This window comes from Pseudomonas ogarae (assembly GCF_014268695.2).
GTDB classification, from domain to species: domain Bacteria; phylum Pseudomonadota; class Gammaproteobacteria; order Pseudomonadales; family Pseudomonadaceae; genus Aquipseudomonas; species Aquipseudomonas kilonensis.
In genome coordinates this window covers 279,619-303,127 of the sequence record NZ_CP077086.1, presented here as the reverse complement: position 1 = coordinate 303,127, position 23,509 = coordinate 279,619, and the positions used below count along the sequence as shown (strand labels likewise).

The window sequence follows — 23,509 nt, the reverse complement described above, 5'->3', positions numbered from 1 at the left end:
ACTGAGCCTGACTGCAATGGTTGCGCTGTCGAGCGTAAACAAATCTATCGGCGAATAAATTTCGACGGTGATTTATTAGAAGGACTGCCATATCGCTATGGCGGTCCTTCTTTTTATGGAGAGTCCGCTTTCAAGGAGAAATCAAGTGAGCATCTTAATCACAAATGAAGAGTATCGCCAAGATTCCTACGCATTGCTCAATCAATACAAAGAGTCGATGAGCTACTTGGCAAGCGTGTTTAATGATGACTATCAAAAATCCGACTCTGTGACCAAGCTGTCTTGGAAGTCTTTCGCATTCTACAATAAGTGCATCAAAAGCTTGCAAGCCAACGATGCAGATTCAGGCTTACAGTTTTTTCAAGAAGCCAAGCAAAACGAAAGGCATGGATCAGAAGGATTCAGGGTTTCTGGCTTCTCTGAAAACAACCGAAAAGAAGAAATCGACTTGGTTGCCGATGAAGTACGAGAAGAGGCGTCTGGCAAAATCAGCATTGGTTTCATCGGCGCTGATGTTGCTGAGATAGAGAAAGCCAAATTAATCGCAGGCATAGAACTTCTCAAGGCCCAATCGATAGACCTCTACAATGAAGCTGAGATCCTAATAGATGAAATAGTCTTGACCGGCCCTGGTGATGAATACCATGTCAGATCGGCCAGCAGTTACAATTTATTAGGGCTGGTTTTGATATGGGCCGATGAAGTCCATAGCCCCATCTATTACGCACAACAGGTAGTCCATGAGGCCGCCCATTTAAGACTGTTTTTAAAAAGCACAGATGATAAGTTTGTTTTGAATCCAGAGAGTGAATTATACACAGCGCCATTCAGGCCTGATGCACGTCCCATGCTCGGTATATTTCACGCACTTTTCGTACTGGCTAGAATTGCACTGGCGATGGCTGGCTTGGGGAAAATAGCGCCTGGAAAACTCGCAGAGGAGGCGCTTGAGAAAGGGCGGGTGGCTGAGAAGAGATTTTTCGCGACCGCAGCGCAGATCAAGCGGGACGGTGTGTTGACGCCCATGGGACAACAGATTTTCGATGAGTGCTTGCAGGAAATGACCAAAATATCACCTTTTCGTAATGTCTATGATGACATGCTGAAAAGTGGATTCTGAGCAATGAACAGTTTTAAAAAAATCGCCCCACATGATTACGCATTCTTATTGCTAGTGGCGCTGATCTGGGGGGGAAACTTCGCCTTGATTAAAGTAGGGCTTGAACAAATCAAACCCTTCGTGATGACCTTCATCAGGTTTTCGCTTTGCGTCTTCCCGTTTGTATTTTTCATGCCAAGACCTAAGATTCCAGCTTATGTGCTCGCCGCCTATGGAATATTGTTTGGTGGCGGAATATGGGGGTGCGCCAACATTGCCATCTATACTGGCACCTCTCCCGGCACTGTATCCCTGATCATTCAGCTCAGCGCATTCATTACATTTATCATTGGCCTGATTGCCTTTAAGGAAAGAGCTTCCAACATCAGCATTATCGCCCTCGCGATATCACTCTCTGGTCTTTTCTTGATGCTAATTAATAACAATGAGGGTTCAGATCCGCTGGGTATTGCTATCTGCTTGCTCGCAGCTTTTTGCTTTAGCCTGTGTACTTTCATTATTCAAAAATACAAGCCTAAAGACCTGCTACCCTTTATGGTTTGGAGCTTCTTATTTAGCCTTCCAGTTCTATTTGTTCTTGCCTTGTACTTTGAAGGTGCCGAGTCATTCTATAGTCTGAAGGATGCGATAAACTACAAAGTCATAGTGTCGCTGATCTCACAGTCTTACGTGACGACTCTGCTGGGGTACTGGATATGGAACTACAACATCAGAAAATATTCCGGCTCCACCGTGGCCCCCATTGGTTTGCTGGTTCCGTTTTTCGCCATCATCATTTCCTACCTGTTTTTCAGCTACCCGATAAACGGAACAGTCATTCTATCGATAGGCTTGGTTTTCTGCGGCGTGATCTTGTTCAACCTAAGACACAGCATTGAGCAGTTGTCTAACAAGACCGCCATACAAAGATGACACGACCTTGCTCAGGTTTAAAATTGGCCGCAGGAACGCATGCACCACTTCAATGCCGCTTCGGCCAAACCGCCCAAAAAAAAAGTGCGTTCCACTGGTCATTCTGGAATGCATTTTTTGCTCGTTAGTTTAACTTTCAAAGTGTCTTAAAAACGGGGTTTTAGCGTGCACAAAAACGCTATGGCCAGTATTGATCATGGTCCAAGCGGTCGTTCACAACGCTCAAGGATGCCGTTCGCTTCCGTCATGCCGAAACGCTCACGATAGGGAAATCTTCATGAAGAACTTTTCAAAAGAATTGGTCATTTTTTTAGTCTGCTCAACGGCTTACCGCCTATGTTCCGGGGCATTGGTGGTCTCCCTGACGTGGACCATCCTCAACCAGAACGAAGGTGGTTATTTGCCTTTGGCCTTGGCGATTTTTTGCTCCTTCATTCCGGCCTTCATCACGCCGGTGATTATCAAGCGGCTGTCGGCGCGAATGAACGGGCGAAAAATGAGCAGCTGGTTTACGTTTTGTCTGGCCGGTCTCAGCCTGGTGGTAGGGGCAAGCCGAGACATCACCATCGCTCTACTAGCCGCCAACCTCTTTGTCTGGCTGGTTTTCATGCTGCTCGAAGCCAGTTTGGATATGTGGTTCACCCAGGTTCAGCGCGGTATGGATCAAGCCTCTGTCAGGCGAATCAGTGGTGCAACCACTGCAACCGGTCAAGCGGCCCTGATGATTGGGCCGTTGTTGGCAGCCGGCTTGATGCCGATCCTGCCGGGTATGGGGTTCTTCATTTTTCTGGGCGCAGGATTCCTGCTGGTATCAGCGATTTGTTACATCCGCCATGGTCTCTCGGTGGTGGCACAAGAGGCTAGCGAGACAGTTGCGCCAGCCAAGCTTCCACTCACCCTGTTTGTGCCGATGGTACTGATCTGGCCAATCCTCGGTGCCTTCAACTTCATGCTTCCCGTGTATGTGTCGAGCCATGGCTGGGCGCTATTTGAGCTTGGTGTGCTGGATGCAGTGTTTGGCATGGGGATGGCGTTGGTGGGAGTGCTGATCATTCTGAGTAATACCGGTCGCAATCTATCGGTATTTCTCTCGGGGCTGATCGGGCTGGCCGTCATTTCCGCAGCGGTATGGTTTATGGTGCCAGATACCCTGGTGCTCAAGGCGCTGAGCCTGCTTATCCTTGGCATGGCCTTTGGCGGTGCGCGGGTGCATATCCGAGCAGCCATTGCCTACCGCTACAGCGAGGCTGCCGTTGGTGCGTGTGTTAGCCGGGCGAATGCCCTCGCAACGCCGGTCCTGCTGTTAATCCTCAGCCTGCAGCTGGCATTGATCGAGAGCGCGTGGTTGATACCGTTTCTGATGATTACCTTGTCCATTGTCCTATTGCTGCAGACATCGGCGACTCGCTTTGCCCAGGGGCACACGAGCCCGGTAACAGCGGGTGCCTGATAGTCTTGTTTTGTGTGAGTTCAGGGGTGGCGATCCAGTTTTTTGAGGAACACGGTCATTTCTTTTTCGGCCTGTTTGTCGCCATGGGCGCGGGCGGCTTCCAGGCCTTGCTCCCAGGCTTGGCGGGCTGCCGGTAGGTCGCCTTGGCCTTGGTGGGCCTTGCCTAGGAGTTTCCAGGCTGCCGAGTACTTGGGGTCGAGTTCGACGCAGCGTTGGAAGTGTTCGGCGGCGCGGGGGAATTCGCCGAGGTCCAGGTAGCCCTTGCCCAGGCCGAAGCGCAGCAGGGCGTTGTCCACACCCTTGGCGAGCATTTTTTCCAGGGAGTCGAGCATCTTTAAGTCTCCTGCGTTCTGTTCCTGTGGCGAGGGGATTTATCCCCGTTGGGCTGCGCAGCGGCCCTAAAGCAGTTAACTCAATCTTCTTGGCACACCGAGTTGCCTGGTTTTGGGGGCTGCTGTGCAACCCAGCGGGGATAAATCCCCTCGCCACAGGGTTGTTTCTGGTCAGAAGAAACTCAACCCCACATGGAACAGCTTCTCGACATCGCGAATGTGCTTCTTGTCCACCAGGAACAGGATTACATGGTCGCCGGTCTGGATGGTGGTGTCGTCGTGGGCGATCAGGACTTCTTCGTCGCGGATGATCGCGCCGATGGTGGTGCCCGGTGGCAGGCCGATGTCGCGGATAGCCTTGCCGATCACTTTGCTGGACTTGGCATCGCCGTGGGCAATCGCCTCGATGGCTTCGGCCGCGCCGCGGCGCAGGGAGTGGACGCTGACGATGTCGCCGCGGCGCACGTGGGCCAGCAAGGTGCCGATGGTTGCCAGTTGCGGGCTGATGGCGATGTCGATGTCGCCGCCCTGGATCAGGTCGACGTAGGCCGGGTTGTTGATGATGGTCATGACCTTCTTCGCCCCCAGGCGCTTGGCCAATAGCGACGACATGATGTTGGCTTCGTCGTCGTTGGTCAGGGCCAGGAAGATGTCAGCATCGGCGATGTTTTCTTCCAGCAGCAGGTCGCGGTCCGAGGCACTGCCTTGCAGCACCACGGTGCTGTCGAGGGTGTCGGAGAGGTAGCGGCAGCGTGCCGGGTTCATCTCGATGATCTTGACCTGGTAGCGGCTTTCGATGGCTTCGGCCAGGCGTTCGCCGATCTGCCCGCCGCCAGCAATGACGATGCGCTTGTAGTTCTCGTCCAGGCGGCGCATTTCGCTCATGACCGCGCGAATATTCGCTTTGGCGGCGATGAAGAAGACTTCGTCGTCGGCTTCGATCACCGTGTCGCCCTGGGGCAGGATCGGCCGGTCACGGCGGAAAATCGCCGCAACGCGGGTATCCACATTCGGCATGTGCTCGCGCAACTGGCGCAGTTGCTGGCCCACCAGCGGCCCGCCGTAGTAGGCCTTGACCGCCACCAGTTGTGCCTTGCCTTCGGCAAAGTCGATCACCTGCAAGGCGCCGGGGTGCTCGATCAGGCGCTTGATGTAGTTGGTCACCACCTGCTCGGGGCTGATCAGCACGTCCACCGGGATCGCTTCGTTGTCGAACAGGTCGGCGCGGGTCAGGTAGGACGCTTCGCGCACCCGGGCGATCTTGGTCGGGGTGTGGAACAACGTGTGGGCGACCTGGCAGGCGACCATGTTGGTTTCGTCGCTGTTGGTCACGGCCACGAGCATGTCGGCGTCGTCGGCGCCGGCCTGGCGCAGCACCGTGGGCAACGATCCGCGACCTTGTACGGTGCGGATATCGAGACGGTCACCCAAGTCACGCAGGCGTTCGCCGTCGGTGTCGACCACGGTGATGTCGTTGGCCTCGCTGGCCAGGTGTTCCGCCAGCGAACCGCCGACTTGTCCTGCGCCGAGGATGATGATTTTCATCCAGTCACTCCTATCGAATCGGTCTTAACCGCGTGCGGCGGCGATCTTGATCAGCTTGGCGTAATAGAACCCATCATGTCCGCCCTCTTGGGCCAGCAACTGGCGGCCATGGGGCTGCTTGAGGCCGGCCTGGCTGGCAATGTCCAGCTCCCGGGCGCCTGGGGTGCGGGCGAGGAAGGCTTCGATCACGTCGGTGTTCTCGGTCGGCAAGGTCGAGCAGGTGGCGTAGAGCAGCATGCCGCCCACTTCCAGGGTTGGCCACAGGGCATCGAGCAGTTCGCCCTGCAACACGGCCAGCGCCGCAATGTCGTCCGGCTGGCGGGTGAGCTTGATGTCCGGATGGCGGCGGATCACGCCGGTGGCCGAGCATGGCGCGTCCAGGAGAATGCGCTGGAACGGCTTGCCGTCCCACCAGGTCGCGGTGTCGCGGCCGTCGGCGGCGATCAGCTCGGCCTCCAGGCCCAGACGCTCGAGGTTTTCCTTCACCCGCACCAGGCGCTTGGCTTCCAGGTCCACCGCCACCACGCCAGCCAGCTTCGGCTCGACCTCAAGGATGTGACAGGTCTTGCCACCCGGCGCGCAGCAGGCGTCCAGCACCCGTTGGCCGGGCGCCAGGTCCAGCAAGTCGGCGGCCAGTTGGGCGGCTTCGTCCTGGACGCTGATCCAGCCCTCGGCAAAGCCCGGCAAGGCACGCACATCGCCGGGGGTTTCCAGGACGATGCCGTCGCGGCTGTACTGGCACGGGATGGCCGGGATACCCGCCTCGCCCAGCAACGCCAGGTAGGCGTCGCGGCTATGGTGGCGACGGTTGACCCGCAGGATCATCGGCGGGTGGGCATTGTTGGCCGCGCAGATGGCTTCCCATTGTTCGGGCCAGAACGCCTTCAGGGATTTCTGCAACCAGCGCGGGTGCGCCGTGCGGACCACCGGGTCGTGCTCCAGTTCGGCCAACAAGGTTTCGCTTTCCCGCTGGGCGCGGCGCAACACGGCATTGATCAGGGCCTTGGCCCAGGGCTTCTTCAGCTTGTCGGCGCAGCCCACGGTTTCGCCGATGGCGGCGTGGGCCGGGACGCGGGTGTAGAGCAATTGATAGAGCCCCACCAGCAGCAGCGCCTCGACGTCGGCATCGGCGGCCTTGAACGGCTTCTGCAACAACTTCGCCGCGAGGGCCGACAGCCGCGGCTGCCAACGGGCGGTGCCGAACGCCAGGTCCTGGGTGAAACCGCGATCACGGTCTTCCACCTTGTCCAGTTGGGTCGGCAGGGAGCTGTTGAGGGAGGCTTTTCCGCTGAGGACGGCGGCAAGTGCCTTGGCGGCGGCCAGACGCGGGTTCATGAGGCGTCCGTCGCTTGGCCGAGCACAGTGCCAACGGCAAATTTCTCACGGCGACTGTTGAACAGATCGCTGAAGTTCAGCGCCTTGCCACCGGGCAGTTGCAGGCGTGTCAGGCACAACGCCTGTTCACCGCAGGCCACGACCAGGCCATCCTTGCTGGCGCTGAGGATTTCACCCGGTGCGCCCTTCCCTTCGGCGTAACTGGCCGCCAGCACTTTCAGCGCTTCGCCGTTCAAGGTGCTGTGGCAGATCGGCCAAGGATTGAAGGCCCGCACCAGGCGCTCCAGCTCAACGGCTGGGCGGCTCCAGTCAATGCGGGCTTCGTCCTTGTTCAGTTTGTGCGCGTAGGTGGCGAGGCTGTCATCCTGTACTTCGCCTTGCAAGGTGCCAGCGGCCAGGCCGGCGATCGCCTGGACCACGGCTGGTGGGCCGATGAGCGCGAGGCGGTCGTGCAGGCTGCCACCGGTATCTTCGGCGCTGATGGGGGTGCTGACCTTGAGCAGCATCGGCCCGGTGTCCAGGCCGGCTTCCATGCGCATCACGGTCACGCCGCTCTCGGCATCGCCCGCTTCCACGGCGCGCTGGATCGGCGCGGCACCGCGCCAGCGCGGCAGCAGCGAGGCGTGGCTGTTGATGCAACCCAGGCGCGGGATATCCAGCACCACTTGGGGCAGGATCAGGCCGTAGGCGACCACCACCATCAAGTCCGGCTTGAGCGCCGCCAGTTCGGCCTGGGCTTGCGCATCGCGCAAGGTCGGCGGCTGCAACACTTCGATGCCGTGCTCCAGGGCCAGTTGCTTGACCGGGCTGGGCATCAGTTTTTGCCCGCGACCGGCTGGCCGGTCAGGCTGGGTGTAGACCGCGACGATTTCGTGGGGGCTGGCCAGCAGGGCCTTGAGGTGTTCGGCGGCAAATTCGGGAGTGCCGGCAAAGACGATGCGCAGTGGCTCAGTCATGGGTAGCTCTCAATTACAAAGCAGTCGCAAAAAGAAAAAGGCTTGCCGCGGCAAGCCTTTGAAGGGGGGCATCAAGCATTCTGGCGATGAAGTTTTTCCAGTTTTTTCTTGATGCGGTCACGCTTGAGGGTAGACAGGTAATCCACGAACAACTTGCCGTTGAGGTGGTCACACTCGTGCTGGATGCACACCGCCAGCAAACCTTCGGCGATCAGTTCATAAGGCTGGCCGTCACGGTCCAGGGCCTTGATCTTGACCTTCTGTGGGCGGTCGACGTTTTCGTAGAAGCCCGGCACCGAGAGGCAGCCTTCCTGGTATTGGTCCATCTCGTCGGTCAGGGTTTCGAACTCGGGGTTGATGAACACCCGCGGCTCGCTGCGGTCTTCGGAGAGGTCCATGACGACGATACGCTTGTGCACGTTGACCTGGGTCGCGGCGAGGCCGATGCCTGGCGCTTCATACATTGTTTCAAACATGTCATCGACCAACTGACGCACTTCGTCGTCCACTACGGCCACTGGTTTGGCGATAGTGCGCAGGCGCGGGTCCGGAAATTCGAGAATGTTCAAAATGGCCATAAGCTTGATAAATGCACGTGTGAGGTAAAGTCGGGTGGCTGGCCTGGCGTGTCTTGGGATGCAGGCTACCGTTGTAAAACGATGCGCTTGTGGAGAATAGCTCCTTAAGCAGCGAGCCACGGGGGCTCTGGCGTTTTACGCGAACGCACATAATAAAGGGATTCACCGCATGAGGAAATCACTACTCGCCCTGCTGCTCCTGGCCTCGGCAGGTATCGCGCACGGGCAAGTGCAACTTCGGGAAGGTTTTCCCCAGCAATACACGGTGGTGACGGGAGACACACTGTGGGACATTTCCGGCAAATACCTGCGCGAGCCGTGGAAATGGCCGGAGCTGTGGCAGGCCAACCCGCAGATCGAAAACCCCAACCTGATCTATCCGGGCGACACCCTGTCGCTGGTCTACGTCAACGGCCAGCCGCGCCTGACCCTCAACCGCGGCACCTCGCGCGGCACCATCAAGCTGTCGCCGCGCATTCGCAGTTCGCCAGTGGCCGACGCCATCCCGAGCATTCCGCTGCAAGCCATCAACAGCTTCCTGCTGAGCAACCGCATCGTCGACACGCCTGAAGATTTCAACAAGGCCCCCTACGTCGTCGCCGGCAATGCCGAACGGGTGCTCAGCGGCATGGGGGATCGGGTCTTTGCCCGTGGCTCGTTCGATGCCAGCCAGTCGGCGTACGGCATCTTCCGCCAGGGCAAGGTCTACACCGACCCGGAGACCAAGGAATTCCTGGGCATCAACGCCGACGACATCGGCGGCGGCGAGGTGGTCGCCACCGAAGGCGATGTCACCACCCTGGCCCTGCAACGCACCACCCAGGAAGTGCGCCTGGGTGATCGCCTGTTCAGTGGCGAAGAACGCTCGATCAACTCGACCTTCATGCCAAGCGCGCCAAAATCAGACATCCACGGGTTGATCCTGGACGTGCCCCGGGGCGTGACCCAGATCGGCGCGCTGGACGTGGTCACCCTGAACAAGGGCCGCCGCGATGGGCTGGCCGAAGGCAATGTGCTGGCGGTGATGAAGACCGGTGAAACCGTACGCGACCGCATCACGGGCGAGCGGGTGAAGATCCCCGATGAGCGCGCCGGCCTGCTGATGGTTTTCCGCACCTACGACAAGCTCAGCTATGGCCTGGTGCTATACGCATCGCGCTCGTTGGCGGTGCTCGACAAGGTCCGTAATCCATAACGGGTTTCACAAGTTACCAACAGAGTTATCCACAGCTTGTTCCCGTTTGAACGGGGCTCATAACGATCAAGGATTGATCGCATGCCATTACCTGAATCTACGCCGGTGTCCCCTGCGGAACTGGAGGCCCGGCTACGCCTTCACTGCTTGCCGGAGCTGGGACCCAAACGTTTCATGACCCTGATGGAGGCCTTCGGCTCGGCCTCCAAGGCCATCAGTGCACCGGCCAGCGCCTGGCGCGCGCTGGGCTTGCCGCTGGCCTGTGCCGAGGCGCGGCGCAACCCGGATGTGCGTGACGGCGCCGCCCATGCATTGGCCTGGCTAAAGGGCCCGGCCCAGCATTTACTGATGTGGGACCAACCCGACTACCCCGCGCTGCTGGCGCAGATCAGCGACGCGCCGCCGCTGCTGTTCGTCGCTGGCGACCCCTCGATCCTGGAAAAACCCCAGCTGGCGATGGTCGGCAGTCGGCGGGCATCGCGGCCGGGCATGGACACGGCGGCGGCGTTTTCCCGCAGCCTGGCCGGGGCCGGTTTTGTCATCACCAGCGGCTTGGCCCTGGGCATCGATGCGGCGGCCCATCAGGCGGCGTTGGATGTTGGCGGGCGCACCGTCGGCGTATTGGGCACCGGTCTGGAAAATTTTTATCCACAGCGCAATCGTCGGCTGGCGGACGCGATGATTGCCCAGGGCAGCTCGGTGCTGTCGGAGTTCCCGTTGGACGCACCGCCCCATGCCAGCAACTTTCCACGCCGCAACCGGATCATCAGCGGTTTGTCCCTGGGCGTGCTGGTGGTGGAGGCCAGTGTCGCCAGCGGTTCGCTGATCACCGCGCGACTGGCGGCGGAACAGGGCCGCGAGGTGTATGCCATTCCTGGATCGATCCATCACCCCGGGGCCCGGGGCTGCCATCAGTTGATCCGCGACGGTGCGGCGTTGGTGGAAACCGTCGAGCACATCCTCGAAGCGCTGCGCGGCTGGCAGCGGTTGTCGCCGGCCTCGGAGCCCGTGCCCGTGACCCATCCGCTGCTGCGCCTGCTGCATGCCGCACCGCTGAGCAGCGAGGCGTTGGCCGACGCCAGTGGCTGGGGCTTGCCCAAAGTGCTGGCGGCGTTGACCGAACTGGAGATGGAAGGACGCGCCACCTGCAACAACGGACGCTGGTTTGCGCGCTAGGTTTTATGGGGAAGATCGGTAAACTGCCCACAGCCTTATTTGCGTTGCGGGAGAATCTTTCATGGTCAACAGTTGGCGTGTGCAACAAGCCGCGCGAGAAATTCGCGCCGGGGCGGTGATTGCCTATCCAACCGAAGCGGTCTGGGGCCTGGGTTGTGACCCGTGGAATGAGGAGGCGGTGGAACGCCTGCTGGCGATCAAGTCGCGGCTGCCCGACAAAGGCCTGATCCTGGTGGCTGACAACATCCACCAGTTCGACTTCCTGTTCGAAGACTTCCCCGAAACCTGGATGGACCGCATGGCCAGCACCTGGCCGGGGCCCAACACCTGGCTGGTGCCGCACCAGAACCTGCTGCCGGAATGGATCACCGGGGTACACGACACCGTCGCGCTGCGGGTCAGCGACCACCCCACCGTGCGCGACTTGTGCTCGCTGGTCGGGCCGCTGGTGTCCACCTCGGCCAACCCCCAAGGACGCCCGGCGGCGCGCACGCGGATTCGCGTCGAGCAGTATTTCCGCGGGCAGATCGACCTGGTGCTGGGCGGCAACCTGGGCGGGCGCAGAAACCCCAGCGTGATTCGCGACCTGGCTACTGGCAAGGTCGTGCGCCCGGACTGACTTTTTGCCCGTGCACAACTCACTGTGGGAGCGAGCTTGCTCGCGATGGCGTCGGGTCAGTTAACTTTGATGTTGACTGACACACCGCTATCGCGAGCAAGCTCGCTCCCACAAGGTTTTGTGTTGCACACAGTGTTTATGAACATCATGGACCGAATGTGGGAGCGAGCTTGCTCGCGATGGCGTCGGGTCAGTTGGCTTTGATGCTGACTGATACACCGCTATCGCGAGCAAGCTCGCTCCCACAGGTTCTTCAGCGACCTTTTAGTCACGGCAGGAGAACGGTCGACCCCGTCGTGCGCCGCGCCGACAGCTCGGCCTGGGCCTTGGCCGCTTCCGCCAGTGGATAACGCTGGTTGATGTCCACCTTGAGCTTGCCGCTGGCGATCATCCCGAACAGTTCATCGGCCATGCGCTGCAGGTTTTCGGCATTGTTGGCGTACGTCGCCAGGGTCGGGCGGGTGACGTAGAGCGAGCCCTTGGCCGCAAGAATTCCCAGGTTCACCCCTTCCACCGCACCCGAGGCATTGCCGAAGCTCACCACCAGGCCACGGGGAGCGACGCTGTCCAGCGACGTCAACCAAGTGTCCTTGCCAACCCCGTCGTACACCACGGGCACCTTCTTGCCGTCAGTCAATTCCAGCACCCGCTGTGCGACGTTTTCCTTGCTGTAGTCGATGGTTTCCCACGCGCCGTGGGACTTGGCGATGGCGGCCTTTTCCGGCAAGCTCACGGTGCCGATCAGCTTCACGCCCAAGGCCTTGGCCCACTGGCAGGCCAGGGAACCCACGCCACCAGCAGCGGCGTGGAACAGGATGGTTTCGCCGCCCTTGAGTTCATAGGTCTGACGCAGCAGATACTGCACGGTCAGGCCCTTGAGCATCACGCCGGCCGCCTGTTCGAAACTGATGGATTCGGGCAGATGCACCAGGTTGGCCTCAGGCAACACATGCACATCGCTGTAGGCCCCCAGCGGGCCGCTGCCATACGCCACCCGGTCGCCGACCTTGAACCGCGTGACGTCCGAGCCGATCGCCTCGACCACGCCTGCACCTTCGGCACCCAGGCCCGATGGCAACGCCGGTGGCGGATAAAGGCCGCTGCGGTAGTAGGTGTCGATGAAGTTCAGGCCGATCGCCTTGTTGCTGACGCGCACCTGCTGCGGGCCGGGCTCGGCAGGCGAGTAATCGACGTACTCGAGCACTTCGGGACCGCCGTGGGAACTGAACTGGATACGTTTGGCCATCTTCACTTTCTCCTTGTCGCAGGACTTTTACCAAGCCTGCTATCGGACTCCTAAGCTTGACCGTCGTCAACTGTGGTGTGGGCAAGTGCGGTGGTATCCTGTGCGCCCATTTGCCACCGGCCCGCCATACGCCGCGTAGCGTAGCCCTGATCAAGGTGATGTCATGTCCACTCGCACCGAGGCCGTGAAAGCCTACCTGCTCGACCTGCAAGACCGTATCTGCACCGCCCTGGAAACCGAAGACGGCGGCACTCGCTTCGTCGAAGATGCCTGGACCCGGCCGGCCGGTGGTGGCGGTCGCACGCGGGTGATCGAGAACGGCACAGTGATCGAAAAGGGCGGCGTCAACTTTTCCCACGTCTTCGGCAGCGGTCTCCCACCCTCAGCCAGTGCCCATCGGCCAGAACTGGCCGGGCGCGGCTTCGAAGCCTTGGGCGTGTCGCTGGTGATCCATCCGCACAACCCGCACGTGCCGACCTCCCACGCCAACGTGCGCTTCTTCATCGCCGAAAAGGAAGGCGAAGAGCCGGTCTGGTGGTTTGGCGGCGGCTTCGACCTGACGCCTTACTACGGCGTCGAGGAAGACTGCGTCCATTGGCACCGTGTCGCCGAGCAGGCCTGCGCGCCGTTCGGCCCCGAGGTGTATCCGCGCTACAAGGCCTGGTGCGACAGCTATTTCCACCTCAAGCATCGCAACGAGCCCCGGGGCATTGGCGGCCTGTTTTTCGACGACCTGAACGCGTGGGATTTCGACACCTGCTTCGCCTTCATCCGCGCCATCGGCGACGCCTATATCGATGCCTACCTGCCGATCGTGCGCCGCCGCAAGCACGACGCGTTCACCGCCAAACAGCGGGAATTCCAGGAATACCGTCGTGGGCGCTACGTGGAATTCAACCTGGTCTACGACCGCGGCACCCTGTTCGGGCTGCAATCGGGTGGACGTACCGAATCGATCCTGATGTCCCTGCCACCGCAAGTGCGCTGGGGCTACGACTGGAAAGCCGAACCGGGCAGCGAAGAAGCGCGGCTGACCGAGTACTTCCTGCAGGATCGCGATTGGCTGGCGACGGCCTGAACGAGGATTGTCCATGGACCGCTACGTTGTAATGGGTAACCCGATCGGCCACAGCAAGTCGCCGTTGATCCATCGCCTGTTTGCCGAGCAGACCGGGCAAACCCTGGACTACAGCACGCTGCTGGCGCCCCTGGAGGATTTCGCCGGTTGCGCCCGAGAATTTTTCCGCGAGGGACGTGGGGCAAACGTCACGGTGCCGTTCAAGGAAGACGCCTTCCGCCTGGCCGACAGCCTGACCGAGCGGGCCCAGCGGGCCGGGGCGGTCAATACGTTGAGCAAACTGGCCGACGGTCGACTGCTGGGTGACAACACCGACGGCGCCGGGCTGGTCCGGGACCTGACCGTCAATGCCGGCTTCAGCCTCAAGGGCAAGCGCATCCTGTTGCTCGGGGCCGGCGGCGCGGTGCGCGGTGCCCTGGAACCGCTGCTGGCCGAAGCGCCGGCCTCGGTGATCATCGCCAATCGCACGGTGGAAAAGGCCGAATTGCTGGCCGAGTTGTTCGCCGACCTGGGCCCGGTTTCCGCCAGCGGGTTCGACTGGTTGCAAGAGCCGGTGGACCTGATCATCAACGCCACTTCCGCGAGCCTGTCGGGGGATGTACCGCCGATTGCCGCCAGCCTGATCGAGCACGGCAAGACGGTTTGCTACGACATGATGTATGGCAAGGAACCGACCTCATTCTGCCGTTGGGCCAAGGAACGCGGCGCGGCGGTGGCCATGGATGGCCTGGGCATGCTCGCCGAACAGGCGGGCGAAGCGTTCTACCTGTGGCGCGGGGTACGCCCGGACACCGCGCCAGTGCTGGCCGAGCTGCGCCGCCAGTTGGCGCTGTGAACTGTGAACTGTGAACTGTGGCGAGGGAGCTTGCTCCCGCTCGGGTGCGAAGCGCCCGCCTATCTGACCACACGGCACTAAAGGTTGGCAGGCCCTCTAGGGCTGCTGCGCAGCCCAGCGGGAGCAAGCTCCCTCGCCACAGGGTATGCCTGCCTCGATCCCTAGTCTTCGAAGTGAATCGGACACTTCTGCGCCCCCTCCAGCTTCAACAACTCCTCCACCACCTGCGGCCGGGCCATGCGCAAGGTCAGGCTACGTCCCTGGCTGCGCAGGCGCCGGGCTTCCTGGTGGAGCATTTCCACCCCGGAATAATCGATGAAGTTGATCTGCTGGGCATCGATGACCACCCGCTGCGCCTGCAGCCGTTGCAGGCGCGCTTGCAGGTAATGGCTGGCGCCGAAAAAGATCGAACCGCCGACCCGCAGGATCTCCGCCTCCCCTTCGCGAAAATGCTGCACCCGCGGCTGTGAGGTGCGCTTGAGGTAAAAGAACAGCGAAGCCAGTACACCGGCGTAGATGGCGGTTTGCAGTTCCAGCAGCAACGTGGCCAGGCAGGTCAGGCTCATCACCACGAATTCGGCGCGGCTCACGCGGTACAACGCCCGGAGACCACGGTGGTCCACCAGCCCCCAGGCGATCAGCAAAATGCTGCCGGCCATGGCTGGAATCGGGATGTGCGCGATCAGGTTCGCCCCGGCGACCGCAAACAACGCCACCCACAAGGCCGAGAACACACCGGCCAGGGGCGAGCAGGCCCCGGCTTCATAGCTGAGGCCGGAGCGGGTAAAGGAACCGGCCGACAATGATCCGGAGAAAAATCCGCCAACGATGTTGGAAAGCCCCTGCGCCCTCACCTCCTGGTTCGCATCGAGCAATTGCCCGGAACGTACCGACAACGAGCGGGCGATGGACAGGCTGGTGACCAGCCCGAGCATGCCCACCGCAACAGCCCCGGGCAGCAGGCGCAGGATCAGCTCCAGGTCCAACGGCAACAGCGTCAGCGGCGGCAGGCGCCCGGCAAAGGCACTGACCAGCGCCACATGCCCGAACATCGCCGGCCACAACCAGACCACCAGGCTGCTGATGACTAAAGTTATCAACAGGCTCGGCCAGCGCGGCAGCAAGCGCTTGAGCACCACGCCCAGGACCAGGGTCCCCAACCCCAGCAGCAGCGACGGCTTATCCACAGCCCCGATGTGCTCGACCAGCATCAGCAGCCCCCTCAACGCCGTGGCTTCGTTCGGCAGGTCGAGGCCCAGCAGGTTCGGCAACTGCCCCAGGGCGATGACCACCGCCGCGCCCAGGGTGAAACCCAGCACCACCGAATGCGAGACGAAATTCACCAGCGCACCGAAACGCAACAACCCCAGCAACCATTGGAAAATGCCTGCCAACACCGTCAGCAGCAGGATCAAGGTGATGTAGTCCTGGCTGGCGGGAAAGGCCAGCGGACTGACGGTGGCGTACAAGACGATGGAAATCGCCGCTGTAGGACCGCAGATCAAGTGCCACGACGAACCCCACAGGCAGGCGATCAGCACCGGTACGATCGCCGCGTACAAGCCGTATTCCGGCGGCAAACCGGCAATCAGGGCGTAGGCAATGGACTGCGGCAACGCGAGAATCGCGCCGCTCAGGCCGACGATCAGGTCACGGCCGACACTGGCGCGGGTCTGCCGGGGCAGCCAGTTCAGGAAAGGCAAGAGTGAACGGCGCGTGGGGATTGCCATGGGGCCTCAAGGAATGGGGTTTGGCGCAAGAGTATCAGGTGAACCCATGTGGCGAGGGAGCTTGCTCCCGCTCGGTCGCGCAGCGGCCGCAAAAATTGGGACCGCTGCGCAGTCCAGCGGGAGCAAGCTCCCTCGCCACAAAAGCGGCTCGCCATTATGCCTAGAGCTTGGCCTTCACCGCCGCCAGCGCATCCTTGCCATCCAGGGTCTTCACACCGTCCAGCCATTTATCCAGGACCGCCGGGTTGGCCTTGATCCAGGCCTTGGCCGCATCGGCGTTGCTGACCTTGTTGTTCACCACCTCAGACATGATGCTGTTTTCCATTTCCTGGGTGAAGCTCAGGTTGGTCAGCAGCTTGCCTACGTTCGGACAGGCCTGTGCATAACCCTTGCGGGTCAGGGTATAGACACTGCCGGTGTCGCCGAAGTACTTCTCGCCGCCCTTGAGGTAGTGCATTTTCAACTGCACGTTCATCGGGTGCGGGGTCCAGCCGAGGAAGGTCACGAATTTCTGTTTCTTCACCGCCCGGGAGACTTCTGCCAGCATCGCCTGCTCGCTGGATTCCACCAGTTTCCACTCGCCCATGCCGAAATCATTGGTCTTGATGATTTCTTTCAGGGAGAGGTTGGCCGGAGCGCCGGAGCCAATGCCGTAGATCTTCTTGTCGAACTTGTCGGCGAATTTGTTCAGGTCGGCAAAGTTATGCACACCGGCGTCCCAGACGTAGTCCGGGACCGCCAGGGTGAATTCGGTACCGTCGAGGTTCTTGGCCAGTTGCGTGACGTCGCCATTGGCCACGAACTTGTCATAAAAGCCCTGCTGCGCCGGCATCCAGTTACCCAAAAACACATCCACCTGGCCATCCTTGAGGCCACCGAAGGTGATCGGCACCGCGAGGGTGTCGACCTTGGCCTTGTAGCCCATCCCGTCCAGCAGGAAACCGGTGATGGCATTGGTGGCGGCGATATCGCTCCAGCCCGGATCGGCCATCTTCACCGTTTCGCAGCTTTGCTCGGCCCAGGCCGAAACACTGCTCAACGCCAACAGCCCAGCGGTCAGTACTGTGGATAACTTTTGCATGGCTTGCCCCTTACGTTATTGGTTTTGGCAGGGTTGTGGATAACGGGCCTTGCGCTCCAGATCGTCGAGGTCGATGTGGTTACGCATGTACTGCTGGCTGGCGTCCACCAGCGGCTGGTGATCCCAGCTCTTGAGTTTGCCCAGGGTCAGCGCCTGGGCGACGAAACGGCGGCGCCGCTGGCTGGCGAGCACCTGTTGATGAATCGTCGGGATGTCCCACTTGGCACGCGCCTCGGCGAGAAAATCGGCGAACAGGGATTGATGCTCAGGGGATTGGCTGAGATTTTCCAGTTCCTTGGGATCGTTGGGTACGTCGAACAGCAGGCACGGGTCATCTTCGCTGTAGATGAATTTCCACGGGCCGCGACGGATCATCATCAAGGGGCTGATGGTGCCTTCGGCCATGTATTCACCGAAGACTTCGTCATGCCCGCCCTGCCCTTGCAGATGCGGCACCAGCGAACGGCCATCCAGCGGCAGGCCCGGTTCCAGCGTGCCACCGGCCAGCTCGACCAGGGTCGGCAGCAAGTCGGCGGTGGATACGGCCGCGCCCACCCGGCCGCTGGCGAACTGCCCCGGTGCGCTGATGAGCAATGGGACGCGGGCGGCCATTTCGTACCAGTGCATTTTGTACCAGAGACCTTTTTCGCCGAGCATGTCCCCATGATCGCCGGAGAACACGATGATCGTGTCGTCCAGTAGCCCAGTGTCTTCCAGGGTCTGCAGCAGCTTGCCGACGTTGCTGTCGATGTAGCTGCACGCGCCGAAATAGGCGCGGCGGGCATCCCGAATCTTATCCACAGGCAGTGGCTTGTCCCACAGGTCATAGACCTTCAGCAGCCGCTGGGAATGTGGATCGAGCGCCGTTTGCGCCGGGGTCTGCGGCAAAGGGATGTCGTTGTCGTCATACAAATCCCAGAACGCCTTGGGAATCGTGTACGGATCGTGTGGGTGGGTCATCGATACGGTGAGGCAAAACGGCTGGTCACCGTCCTCGCGAATGTGGTCGAACAGGTACTGCTGGGCCTTGAACACCACTTCTTCATCGAAATCCAGCTGGTTGGTGCGCACGCACGGCCCGGCCTGCAACACCGACGACATGTTGTGGTACCAACTCGGCCGCACGTCCGGCTCGTCCCAGTTCACCGACCAGCCGTAGTCGGCCGGGTAAATGTCACTGGTCAGGCGCTCTTCGTAGCCGTGCAGTTGGTCCGGCCCGCAAAAGTGCATCTTGCCGGACAACGCCGTGCGGTAGCCGAGGCGGCGCAGGTAATGGGCGTAGGTCGGCACGTCCGCGGGAAAATCCGCCGCGTTGTCGTAGGCGCCGATCTTGCTCGGCAACTGGCCGCTCACCAAAGTGAAACGCGACGGCGCGCACAGCGGGCTGTTGCAATAGGCGGCATCGAACACCACGCCCTCGGCGGCCAGGCGCGACAGGTTCGGCAGCTTGATCGGCGAAGGACCGTAGATCGGCAACATTGGCGCGGCCATTTGATCGGCCATGATGAAAAGAATGTTCTTGCGCTTCATGTATTCGCGGCATTCCATAGTAGGCAGTTATGCGATATTGCTGCGATTGAGCATGTAGCCCCCGGGTTTTGGGGTAAAGCCCATGCAGGATAATGACTAGGATAAGCACAGCTTATGTATGACGCCCTGGGTAACCTGTCCCTGGAACTGTTCCGTGCCTTTGAAGCCGCGGCCCGCCAACAAAGCTTTACGGCGGCGGCGATTGAGCTGGGCACCACGCAACCGGCCATCAGCCAGCAGATCAAGCGCCTGGAAGAGCAACTGGGTACGCGGTTGTTCGACCGCATCTATCGCGGCATCGAACTGACCGAGGCCGGGACGATCCTGTTCGAGCAGGTGCAGGCTGGCTTGCAGAGCATCGACGCCGGGCTGAGCGCGATCACCGCCCAGCATCAGCATGAGGTGCTGCAAGTGGCCACGGACTTCGCCTTCGCCGCCTACTGGCTGATGCCGCGCCTGCATCGTTTCCACGCGGCCAACCCGCAGGTGGACGTGAGCCTGGTGACCAGCGAACGCAACCACAACATGCTGCGCACCGATATCGACGTTGCCGTGCTGTTCGGCGACGGTCGCTTCAAACAAGGCGAAAGTCGCTGGCTGTTCAGCGAAGAAGTCTTTCCGGTGTGCAGCCCGCTGCTGCTCAAGGAACGTCCCCTGCCCTTGTCCGCCCAGGCCTTGGCGGAGTTTCCATTGCTGCACCTGCGCGCGGGCAACAGCAACAGCTGGTTCGACTGGAGCGGCGTATTTCGCGAGCTGGGCATCACGTCACCACCGGCGCCCGGACAGTTGCGCTTCGACAACTACACCTTGCTCATCCAAGCGGCGATTGGCGGCCAGGGCGTTGCCATCGGCTGGCGTCACCTTGTGGATAACTTATTGGCCCAGGGCCTGCTGTGTCGTCCGATCGCGGAAACGGTGCTGTCGCGGCTGGGGTATTACGTGGTCTTGCCCCAGCGTAAACGGCGTGGTGTGTTGATCCGGCAATTCGTCGACTGGCTGATGGAAGAACAGGCCAACAGCGGCGAATCGCTCACGGGGCTGCCGTTGCCGTCGATTGCTGTTTGAGTATGTGGCCGTTTTTTTGGGGCTGCTTCGCAGCCCAGCGGGAGCAAGCTCCCTCGCCACGGGAATGTGTGTCCACAGCTAGTTGGCGGCGACAAAACTGACGTGCTCACCCACGTGCAGGTTCAGGCGCAGCTCATCGGCGATGCCGACCGCCACCCGGATGAGCCGCTCCAGGGATTCGGCCATGCCGGGTTCGAGGCTGGTACTGACCTGGATGAAATGTTCGATGCCCAGGCCAGGCGCGGCATAGGGGGCGTTGATCAAGGTCCACTGCAAGGTGCTGTTCTTCAGGGCATCGAGGACTTCTTCGGCGGCATGGCGCTGCAAGTCGTCGTCGGCCTGCTCTTCGTCGAGCATCGCAAAGTCGCCCACCAGAAACAGCCGGGGCACATTCACTGCCTGCATGCCGGCGATCAGTGCGTCCACGGCCAATACTTGCTCTACAGGGCCGGGAATCAGTGTCCGCTCCACTTGTTCGCTGTTCATCGGCAACCCCGGGGCGTTGAGCAGACACACCACGGCGCTGGCACCGGCAACACTTTGCTTGACCCGCTCGGGATCGAAAAGATCACCAGTCTTGGTCCGCAGGCCCGGGCGTGGAGCCAGGGCGGTAAGATCGTCGAGAATGGCGATGACTTCGTGCTGGCGCCGCAGCATTTCAGCCATCAACGCACTGCCGAGGCTGCTCATGGCACCATAGAGCACCACTTTGGTGACCGGGGTTTCGGCGTTTTTCATGGCTGCTTTCCTCTTTATCCCGCGTGTAAAGGCTCTGACCCGCGGAAAACGGCGAGGGTTCGCCTCTTTTCAAGGAGTGACAGATGCAGCGGATCAAGGGCTACCACGCCCACGTGTATTTCGACGCCAGCACCCTGGACCAGGCGCGGGCCTTGTGCGAGGAAGCGGCGCAACTGTTCCCGCTGAAAATGGGCCGCGTTCATCAACGCCCGGTCGGCCCGCACCCGGACTGGAGCTGTCAGCTGGCCTTCGACCCGCAGTACATCGGCGTGGTCTTGCCGTGGCTGGCGCTCAATCGCAAAGGCCTGGTGATTTTCCTGCACCCGGAGACCGGCGATGACCTGATCGACCACACCGAGCATGCGATCTGGATGGGGGCGGTGCGGCCGTTGAATCTTTCGGCGTTTTGATTGACCGGTGGCGCACCGATTTTCTGTGGGAGCAAAGCTTGCTCGCGATAAAGACGCCGCGGCTCTCAAGCAGGAATGTGTCAACTTCATCGCGAGCAAGCTTTGCTCCCACAGGCGAGCTTTACCCCACAGATAAATTTTGCTCCCACAGGCGAGCCTTGCCTCACAGAAAAACTCCATTGTCTGCAACGAAAGCTGACTGAAAGCTTGCGCGATTAGGATCACCTCACTTCCGGCAAAAGACCGGTCGGCCAAAAGCGAGTTTTCAAGGCTCGTTCGGCCCTTTTAACAACAACAATGGTGATTCTGATGTCCGCTGCTACCCGTCCCGCTGCACCCACTCCATCCGTTCCCCTCGTGCTCTGCATCCTGCGCTGACCTGTCCGGTCCGCATTTCATAGCCGCGCCACGCCTGGAGTATTTCCCATGCTGACTTTCCTTGGCTTCGCCATGGTCATCACGTTCATGTTCCTGATCATGACCAAGCGCCTGTCCGCGCTGATCGCCTTGATCATCATCCCTATCCTGTTCGCCCTGTTCGGTGGCTTTGCACCGAAAATCGGCCCGATGATGCTCGAAGGCATCACCAAGCTCGCCCCGACCGGGGTGATGCTGATGTTCGCGATTCTGTATTTTGCCCTGATGATCGACTCCGGCCTGTTCGACCCGGCCGTGCGCAAGATCCTCAAGCTGGTCAAGGGCGACCCGTTGAAAGTTTCGGTCGGTACCGCCGTTCTGGCGCTCGTCGTTTCCCTTGATGGTGACGGCGCGACCACTTACATGATCTGCGTGGCCGCGATGCTGCCGCTCTACAGCCGCATCGGCATGAGCCCGCGCATCATGGCCGGCCTGATCATCCTCGCTGGCGGCGTGATGAACATGACCCCATGGGGCGGTCCGACGGCCCGTGCGGCCAGTGCGCTGCATGTGGACCCGTCCGACATTTTCGTGCCGATGATTCCCGCGATGCTGGCCGGTGTGGTGGCGATCCTGGCGATTTCCTACATGTACGGTAAGCGCGAGCGTGCGCGCCTGGGTGAACTGCACCTGGTCGGAGATGAAATCGACCACAGCGAAATCAGCGTTTCCCAGTTCCCGGACGCCCGTCGTCCAAAGCTGATCTGGTTCAACGGCGCATTGACCCTGGGCCTGATGTGCACCCTGATCGCCGGCCTGTTGCCGCTGCCGGTGCTGTTCATGGTGGCGTTCAGTATTGCGATGATCGTCAACTACCCGTGCCTGCAACAGCAGAAGGACCGCGTTGCGGCCCACGCCGGCAGCGTGTTGGCGGTGGTCGGGCTGATTTTCGCGGCTGGTATCTTTACCGGCATCCTGTCCGGCACCGGCATGGTCGACGCCATGTCCAAGAGCCTGCTGGCGGTCATCCCGGAGTTCCTCGGTCCTTACCTGGCGGTCATCACCGCGCTGGTGAGCATGCCGTTCACGTTCTTCATGTCTAACGATGCATTTTATTACGGGGTGTTACCGGTCCTCGCCGAGGCAGCCAGCCATTACGGCATCACCGCCGTTGAAATGGCCCGTGCCTCCATCGTCGGCCAGCCCGTCCACCTGTTGAGCCCACTGGTTCCGTCGACCTACCTGCTGGTAGCCTTGGCCGGGATCGAGTTCGGCGATCACCAGCGCTTCACCTTGAAGTGGGCAGTACTGGTTTGCCTGTGCATAATGTTCGCCGCCTTGCTGATGGGGATTTTTCCGCTGTTCAGCACTCTATAAAAGCAACGCCCGCTGCGTCGCCTCGGCGGCGCGGCCTAACACTCGCTCAAAGGAACTCACATGGAATGGCTGACCAACCCGGAAATCTGGGTTGCCTTCTTTACCCTGACCGCCCTGGAAATTGTCCTGGGCATCGACAACATCATCATGATCTCGATCCTGGTCAGCCGCATGCCCAAGCACATGCAGGCGCGCACCCGGATCTTCGGCCTGGCGCTGGCCATGGTCACGCGGATCCTGTTGCTGCTGTCCATCACCTGGGTCATGCGCCTGACGGCCGACTTGTTCGAAGTGTTCGGCCAGGGCATCTCCGGTCGTGACCTGATCCTGTTCTTCGGTGGCCTGTTCCTGCTGTGGAAAAGCTCCCAGGAGATGTACCACGCGCTGGAAGGCGAAGACGAAACCGGCGAGACGCCTACGGGCAAGGGCGGCAGCTTCATCTACACCATCGTCCAGATCGCGATCATCGACATCGTGTTCTCCCTGGACTCGGTCATCACCGCCGTGGGCATGGTCTCCCATGTACCGGTCATGGTGGCGGCGATTATCGTGGCGGTGCTGGTGATGATGCTGGCAGCGGGCACTATCAGCACGTTCATCGACAAGCACCCGTCGCTGAAGATGCTGGCGCTGTCGTTCCTGCTGGTGGTCGGTACGGTACTGATCGCCGAGTCGCTGGACGTGCATGTGCCAAAAGGCTACGTCTACTTCGCCATGGCGTTCTCCCTGGCGGTCGAAGCGTTCAACATCAAGATGCGTACTGCCATGGCGCGCAAGCGCAAGCAGCAGGATCCGGTGAAACTGCGCAAGGATATGCCGGGGCAGTAACGGTATAGGGCGATGA

At 60.6% G+C, this 23,509-nt stretch carries 22 protein-coding genes; 12 read left to right on the top strand and 10 right to left on the bottom strand.

What is annotated here, in order from left to right; translation table 11 throughout:
* Window positions 1–145: 145 nt before the first annotated feature.
* The 3 genes from HU749_RS01275 (at window position 146) to HU749_RS01265 (ending at window position 3,482) form a co-directional block, all read left to right on the top strand.
* The gene (locus HU749_RS01275) at window positions 146–1,120 is read left to right on the top strand and encodes an aKG-HExxH-type peptide beta-hydroxylase (protein WP_186649521.1); all 975 of its coding nucleotides are present in this window, start codon (window positions 146–148) and stop codon (window positions 1,118–1,120) included.
* A gap of 3 nt (window positions 1,121–1,123) precedes the next feature.
* Window positions 1,124–2,032: a DMT family transporter gene (locus tag HU749_RS01270; protein WP_186649519.1), complete on the top strand. Its 909-nt coding sequence runs from the start codon at window positions 1,124–1,126 to the stop codon at window positions 2,030–2,032.
* 277 nt (window positions 2,033–2,309) lie between these two features.
* A complete protein-coding gene (locus HU749_RS01265; RefSeq protein WP_186649517.1) occupies window positions 2,310–3,482 on the top strand; it encodes an MFS transporter in 1,173 nt (390 codons plus the stop codon).
* Window positions 3,483–3,502: 20 nt separating this feature from the next.
* Here HU749_RS01265 and HU749_RS01260 read toward each other — a convergent pair whose 3' ends face one another.
* From HU749_RS01260 to def, 5 genes are all read right to left on the bottom strand, one after another.
* On the bottom strand, window positions 3,503–3,814 hold the full coding sequence (locus tag HU749_RS01260; RefSeq protein WP_095974457.1) for a tetratricopeptide repeat protein: 312 nt from the start codon (window positions 3,812–3,814) through the stop codon (window positions 3,503–3,505).
* A 171-nt stretch (window positions 3,815–3,985) separates the two neighbouring features.
* Window positions 3,986–5,359, bottom strand: coding sequence for a Trk system potassium transporter TrkA (trkA, locus tag HU749_RS01255; protein ID WP_046064669.1), 1,374 nt, complete (start codon window positions 5,357–5,359; stop codon window positions 3,986–3,988).
* Between the two features lie 24 nt (window positions 5,360–5,383).
* Window positions 5,384–6,694, bottom strand: a complete 1,311-nt coding sequence (gene rsmB / locus HU749_RS01250; RefSeq protein WP_186649516.1) for a 16S rRNA (cytosine(967)-C(5))-methyltransferase RsmB — start codon at window positions 6,692–6,694, stop codon at window positions 5,384–5,386.
* Entirely contained in the window at window positions 6,691–7,650 is a 960-nt protein-coding gene (fmt, locus tag HU749_RS01245) for a methionyl-tRNA formyltransferase (protein WP_186649514.1), read from the bottom strand. Before fmt ends, rsmB begins: the two co-directional genes overlap by 4 nt.
* Before the next feature lie 71 nt (window positions 7,651–7,721).
* Window positions 7,722–8,228: a peptide deformylase gene (gene def / locus HU749_RS01240; RefSeq protein ID WP_003196300.1), complete on the bottom strand. Its 507-nt coding sequence runs from the start codon at window positions 8,226–8,228 to the stop codon at window positions 7,722–7,724.
* Window positions 8,229–8,397: 169 nt separating this feature from the next.
* Here def and HU749_RS01235 point away from each other — a divergent pair, with 169 nt between their 5' ends.
* The 3 genes from HU749_RS01235 to tsaC all read left to right on the top strand — a co-directional run bounded on the left by HU749_RS01235 (window position 8,398) and on the right by tsaC (window position 11,218).
* Window positions 8,398–9,423, top strand: a complete 1,026-nt coding sequence (locus HU749_RS01235) for a LysM peptidoglycan-binding domain-containing protein (protein WP_095974455.1) — start codon at window positions 8,398–8,400, stop codon at window positions 9,421–9,423.
* Window positions 9,424–9,504: 81 nt separating this feature from the next.
* Entirely contained in the window at window positions 9,505–10,599 is a 1,095-nt protein-coding gene (gene dprA / locus HU749_RS01230) for a DNA-processing protein DprA (protein ID WP_186649512.1), read from the top strand.
* A gap of 61 nt (window positions 10,600–10,660) precedes the next feature.
* Entirely contained in the window at window positions 10,661–11,218 is a 558-nt protein-coding gene (gene tsaC / locus HU749_RS01225; RefSeq protein ID WP_018603585.1) for an L-threonylcarbamoyladenylate synthase type 1 TsaC, read from the top strand.
* 268 nt (window positions 11,219–11,486) lie between these two features.
* Here the strand turns inward: tsaC and HU749_RS01220 are convergent, their stop codons facing one another.
* Window positions 11,487–12,464, bottom strand: a complete 978-nt coding sequence (locus HU749_RS01220; protein ID WP_186649509.1) for an NADPH:quinone reductase — start codon at window positions 12,462–12,464, stop codon at window positions 11,487–11,489.
* Between the two features lie 163 nt (window positions 12,465–12,627).
* Between HU749_RS01220 and hemF the strand changes: the two genes are divergently transcribed.
* Together hemF and aroE are read left to right on the top strand one after the other, a co-directional pair.
* Window positions 12,628–13,542 (top strand): oxygen-dependent coproporphyrinogen oxidase, encoded by a 915-nt coding sequence (gene hemF / locus HU749_RS01215; RefSeq protein WP_003196290.1) that lies wholly within the window; start codon window positions 12,628–12,630, stop codon window positions 13,540–13,542.
* Between the two features lie 13 nt (window positions 13,543–13,555).
* Window positions 13,556–14,377: a shikimate dehydrogenase gene (gene aroE, locus HU749_RS01210; protein WP_095962186.1), complete on the top strand. Its 822-nt coding sequence runs from the start codon at window positions 13,556–13,558 to the stop codon at window positions 14,375–14,377.
* A gap of 161 nt (window positions 14,378–14,538) precedes the next feature.
* Here the strand turns inward: aroE and HU749_RS01205 are convergent, their stop codons facing one another.
* From HU749_RS01205 to betC, 3 genes are all read right to left on the bottom strand, one after another.
* Window positions 14,539–16,107, bottom strand: a complete 1,569-nt coding sequence (locus HU749_RS01205) for a SulP family inorganic anion transporter (protein WP_095974451.1) — start codon at window positions 16,105–16,107, stop codon at window positions 14,539–14,541.
* Between the two features lie 160 nt (window positions 16,108–16,267).
* Window positions 16,268–17,188 carry a choline ABC transporter substrate-binding protein gene (choX, locus tag HU749_RS01200; protein ID WP_046064662.1) on the bottom strand — a complete coding sequence of 307 codons (921 nt, stop codon included), beginning with the start codon at window positions 17,186–17,188 and terminating at the stop codon, window positions 16,268–16,270.
* 15 nt (window positions 17,189–17,203) lie between these two features.
* Complete coding sequence (gene betC / locus HU749_RS01195) at window positions 17,204–18,718, bottom strand: choline-sulfatase (RefSeq protein ID WP_095974450.1); 1,515 nt, start codon at window positions 18,716–18,718, stop codon at window positions 17,204–17,206.
* A 114-nt stretch (window positions 18,719–18,832) separates the two neighbouring features.
* Here betC and HU749_RS01190 point away from each other — a divergent pair, with 114 nt between their 5' ends.
* Complete coding sequence (locus HU749_RS01190) at window positions 18,833–19,783, top strand: choline sulfate utilization transcriptional regulator (RefSeq protein ID WP_046064660.1); 951 nt, start codon at window positions 18,833–18,835, stop codon at window positions 19,781–19,783.
* A 78-nt stretch (window positions 19,784–19,861) separates the two neighbouring features.
* Here the strand turns inward: HU749_RS01190 and HU749_RS01185 are convergent, their stop codons facing one another.
* Window positions 19,862–20,521 (bottom strand): NAD(P)-dependent oxidoreductase, encoded by a 660-nt coding sequence (locus HU749_RS01185; protein WP_095962182.1) that lies wholly within the window; start codon window positions 20,519–20,521, stop codon window positions 19,862–19,864.
* 83 nt (window positions 20,522–20,604) lie between these two features.
* Between HU749_RS01185 and HU749_RS01180 the strand changes: the two genes are divergently transcribed.
* The 3 genes from HU749_RS01180 (at window position 20,605) to HU749_RS01170 (ending at window position 23,493) form a co-directional block, all read left to right on the top strand.
* On the top strand, window positions 20,605–20,931 hold the full coding sequence (locus tag HU749_RS01180) for a DOPA 4,5-dioxygenase family protein (RefSeq protein ID WP_018602685.1): 327 nt from the start codon (window positions 20,605–20,607) through the stop codon (window positions 20,929–20,931).
* Between the two features lie 426 nt (window positions 20,932–21,357).
* The gene (locus tag HU749_RS01175) at window positions 21,358–22,665 is read left to right on the top strand and encodes a CitMHS family transporter (protein WP_014335839.1); all 1,308 of its coding nucleotides are present in this window, start codon (window positions 21,358–21,360) and stop codon (window positions 22,663–22,665) included.
* A gap of 60 nt (window positions 22,666–22,725) precedes the next feature.
* On the top strand, window positions 22,726–23,493 hold the full coding sequence (locus HU749_RS01170; protein WP_046063421.1) for a TerC family protein: 768 nt from the start codon (window positions 22,726–22,728) through the stop codon (window positions 23,491–23,493).
* Window positions 23,494–23,509 lie beyond the last annotated feature (16 nt).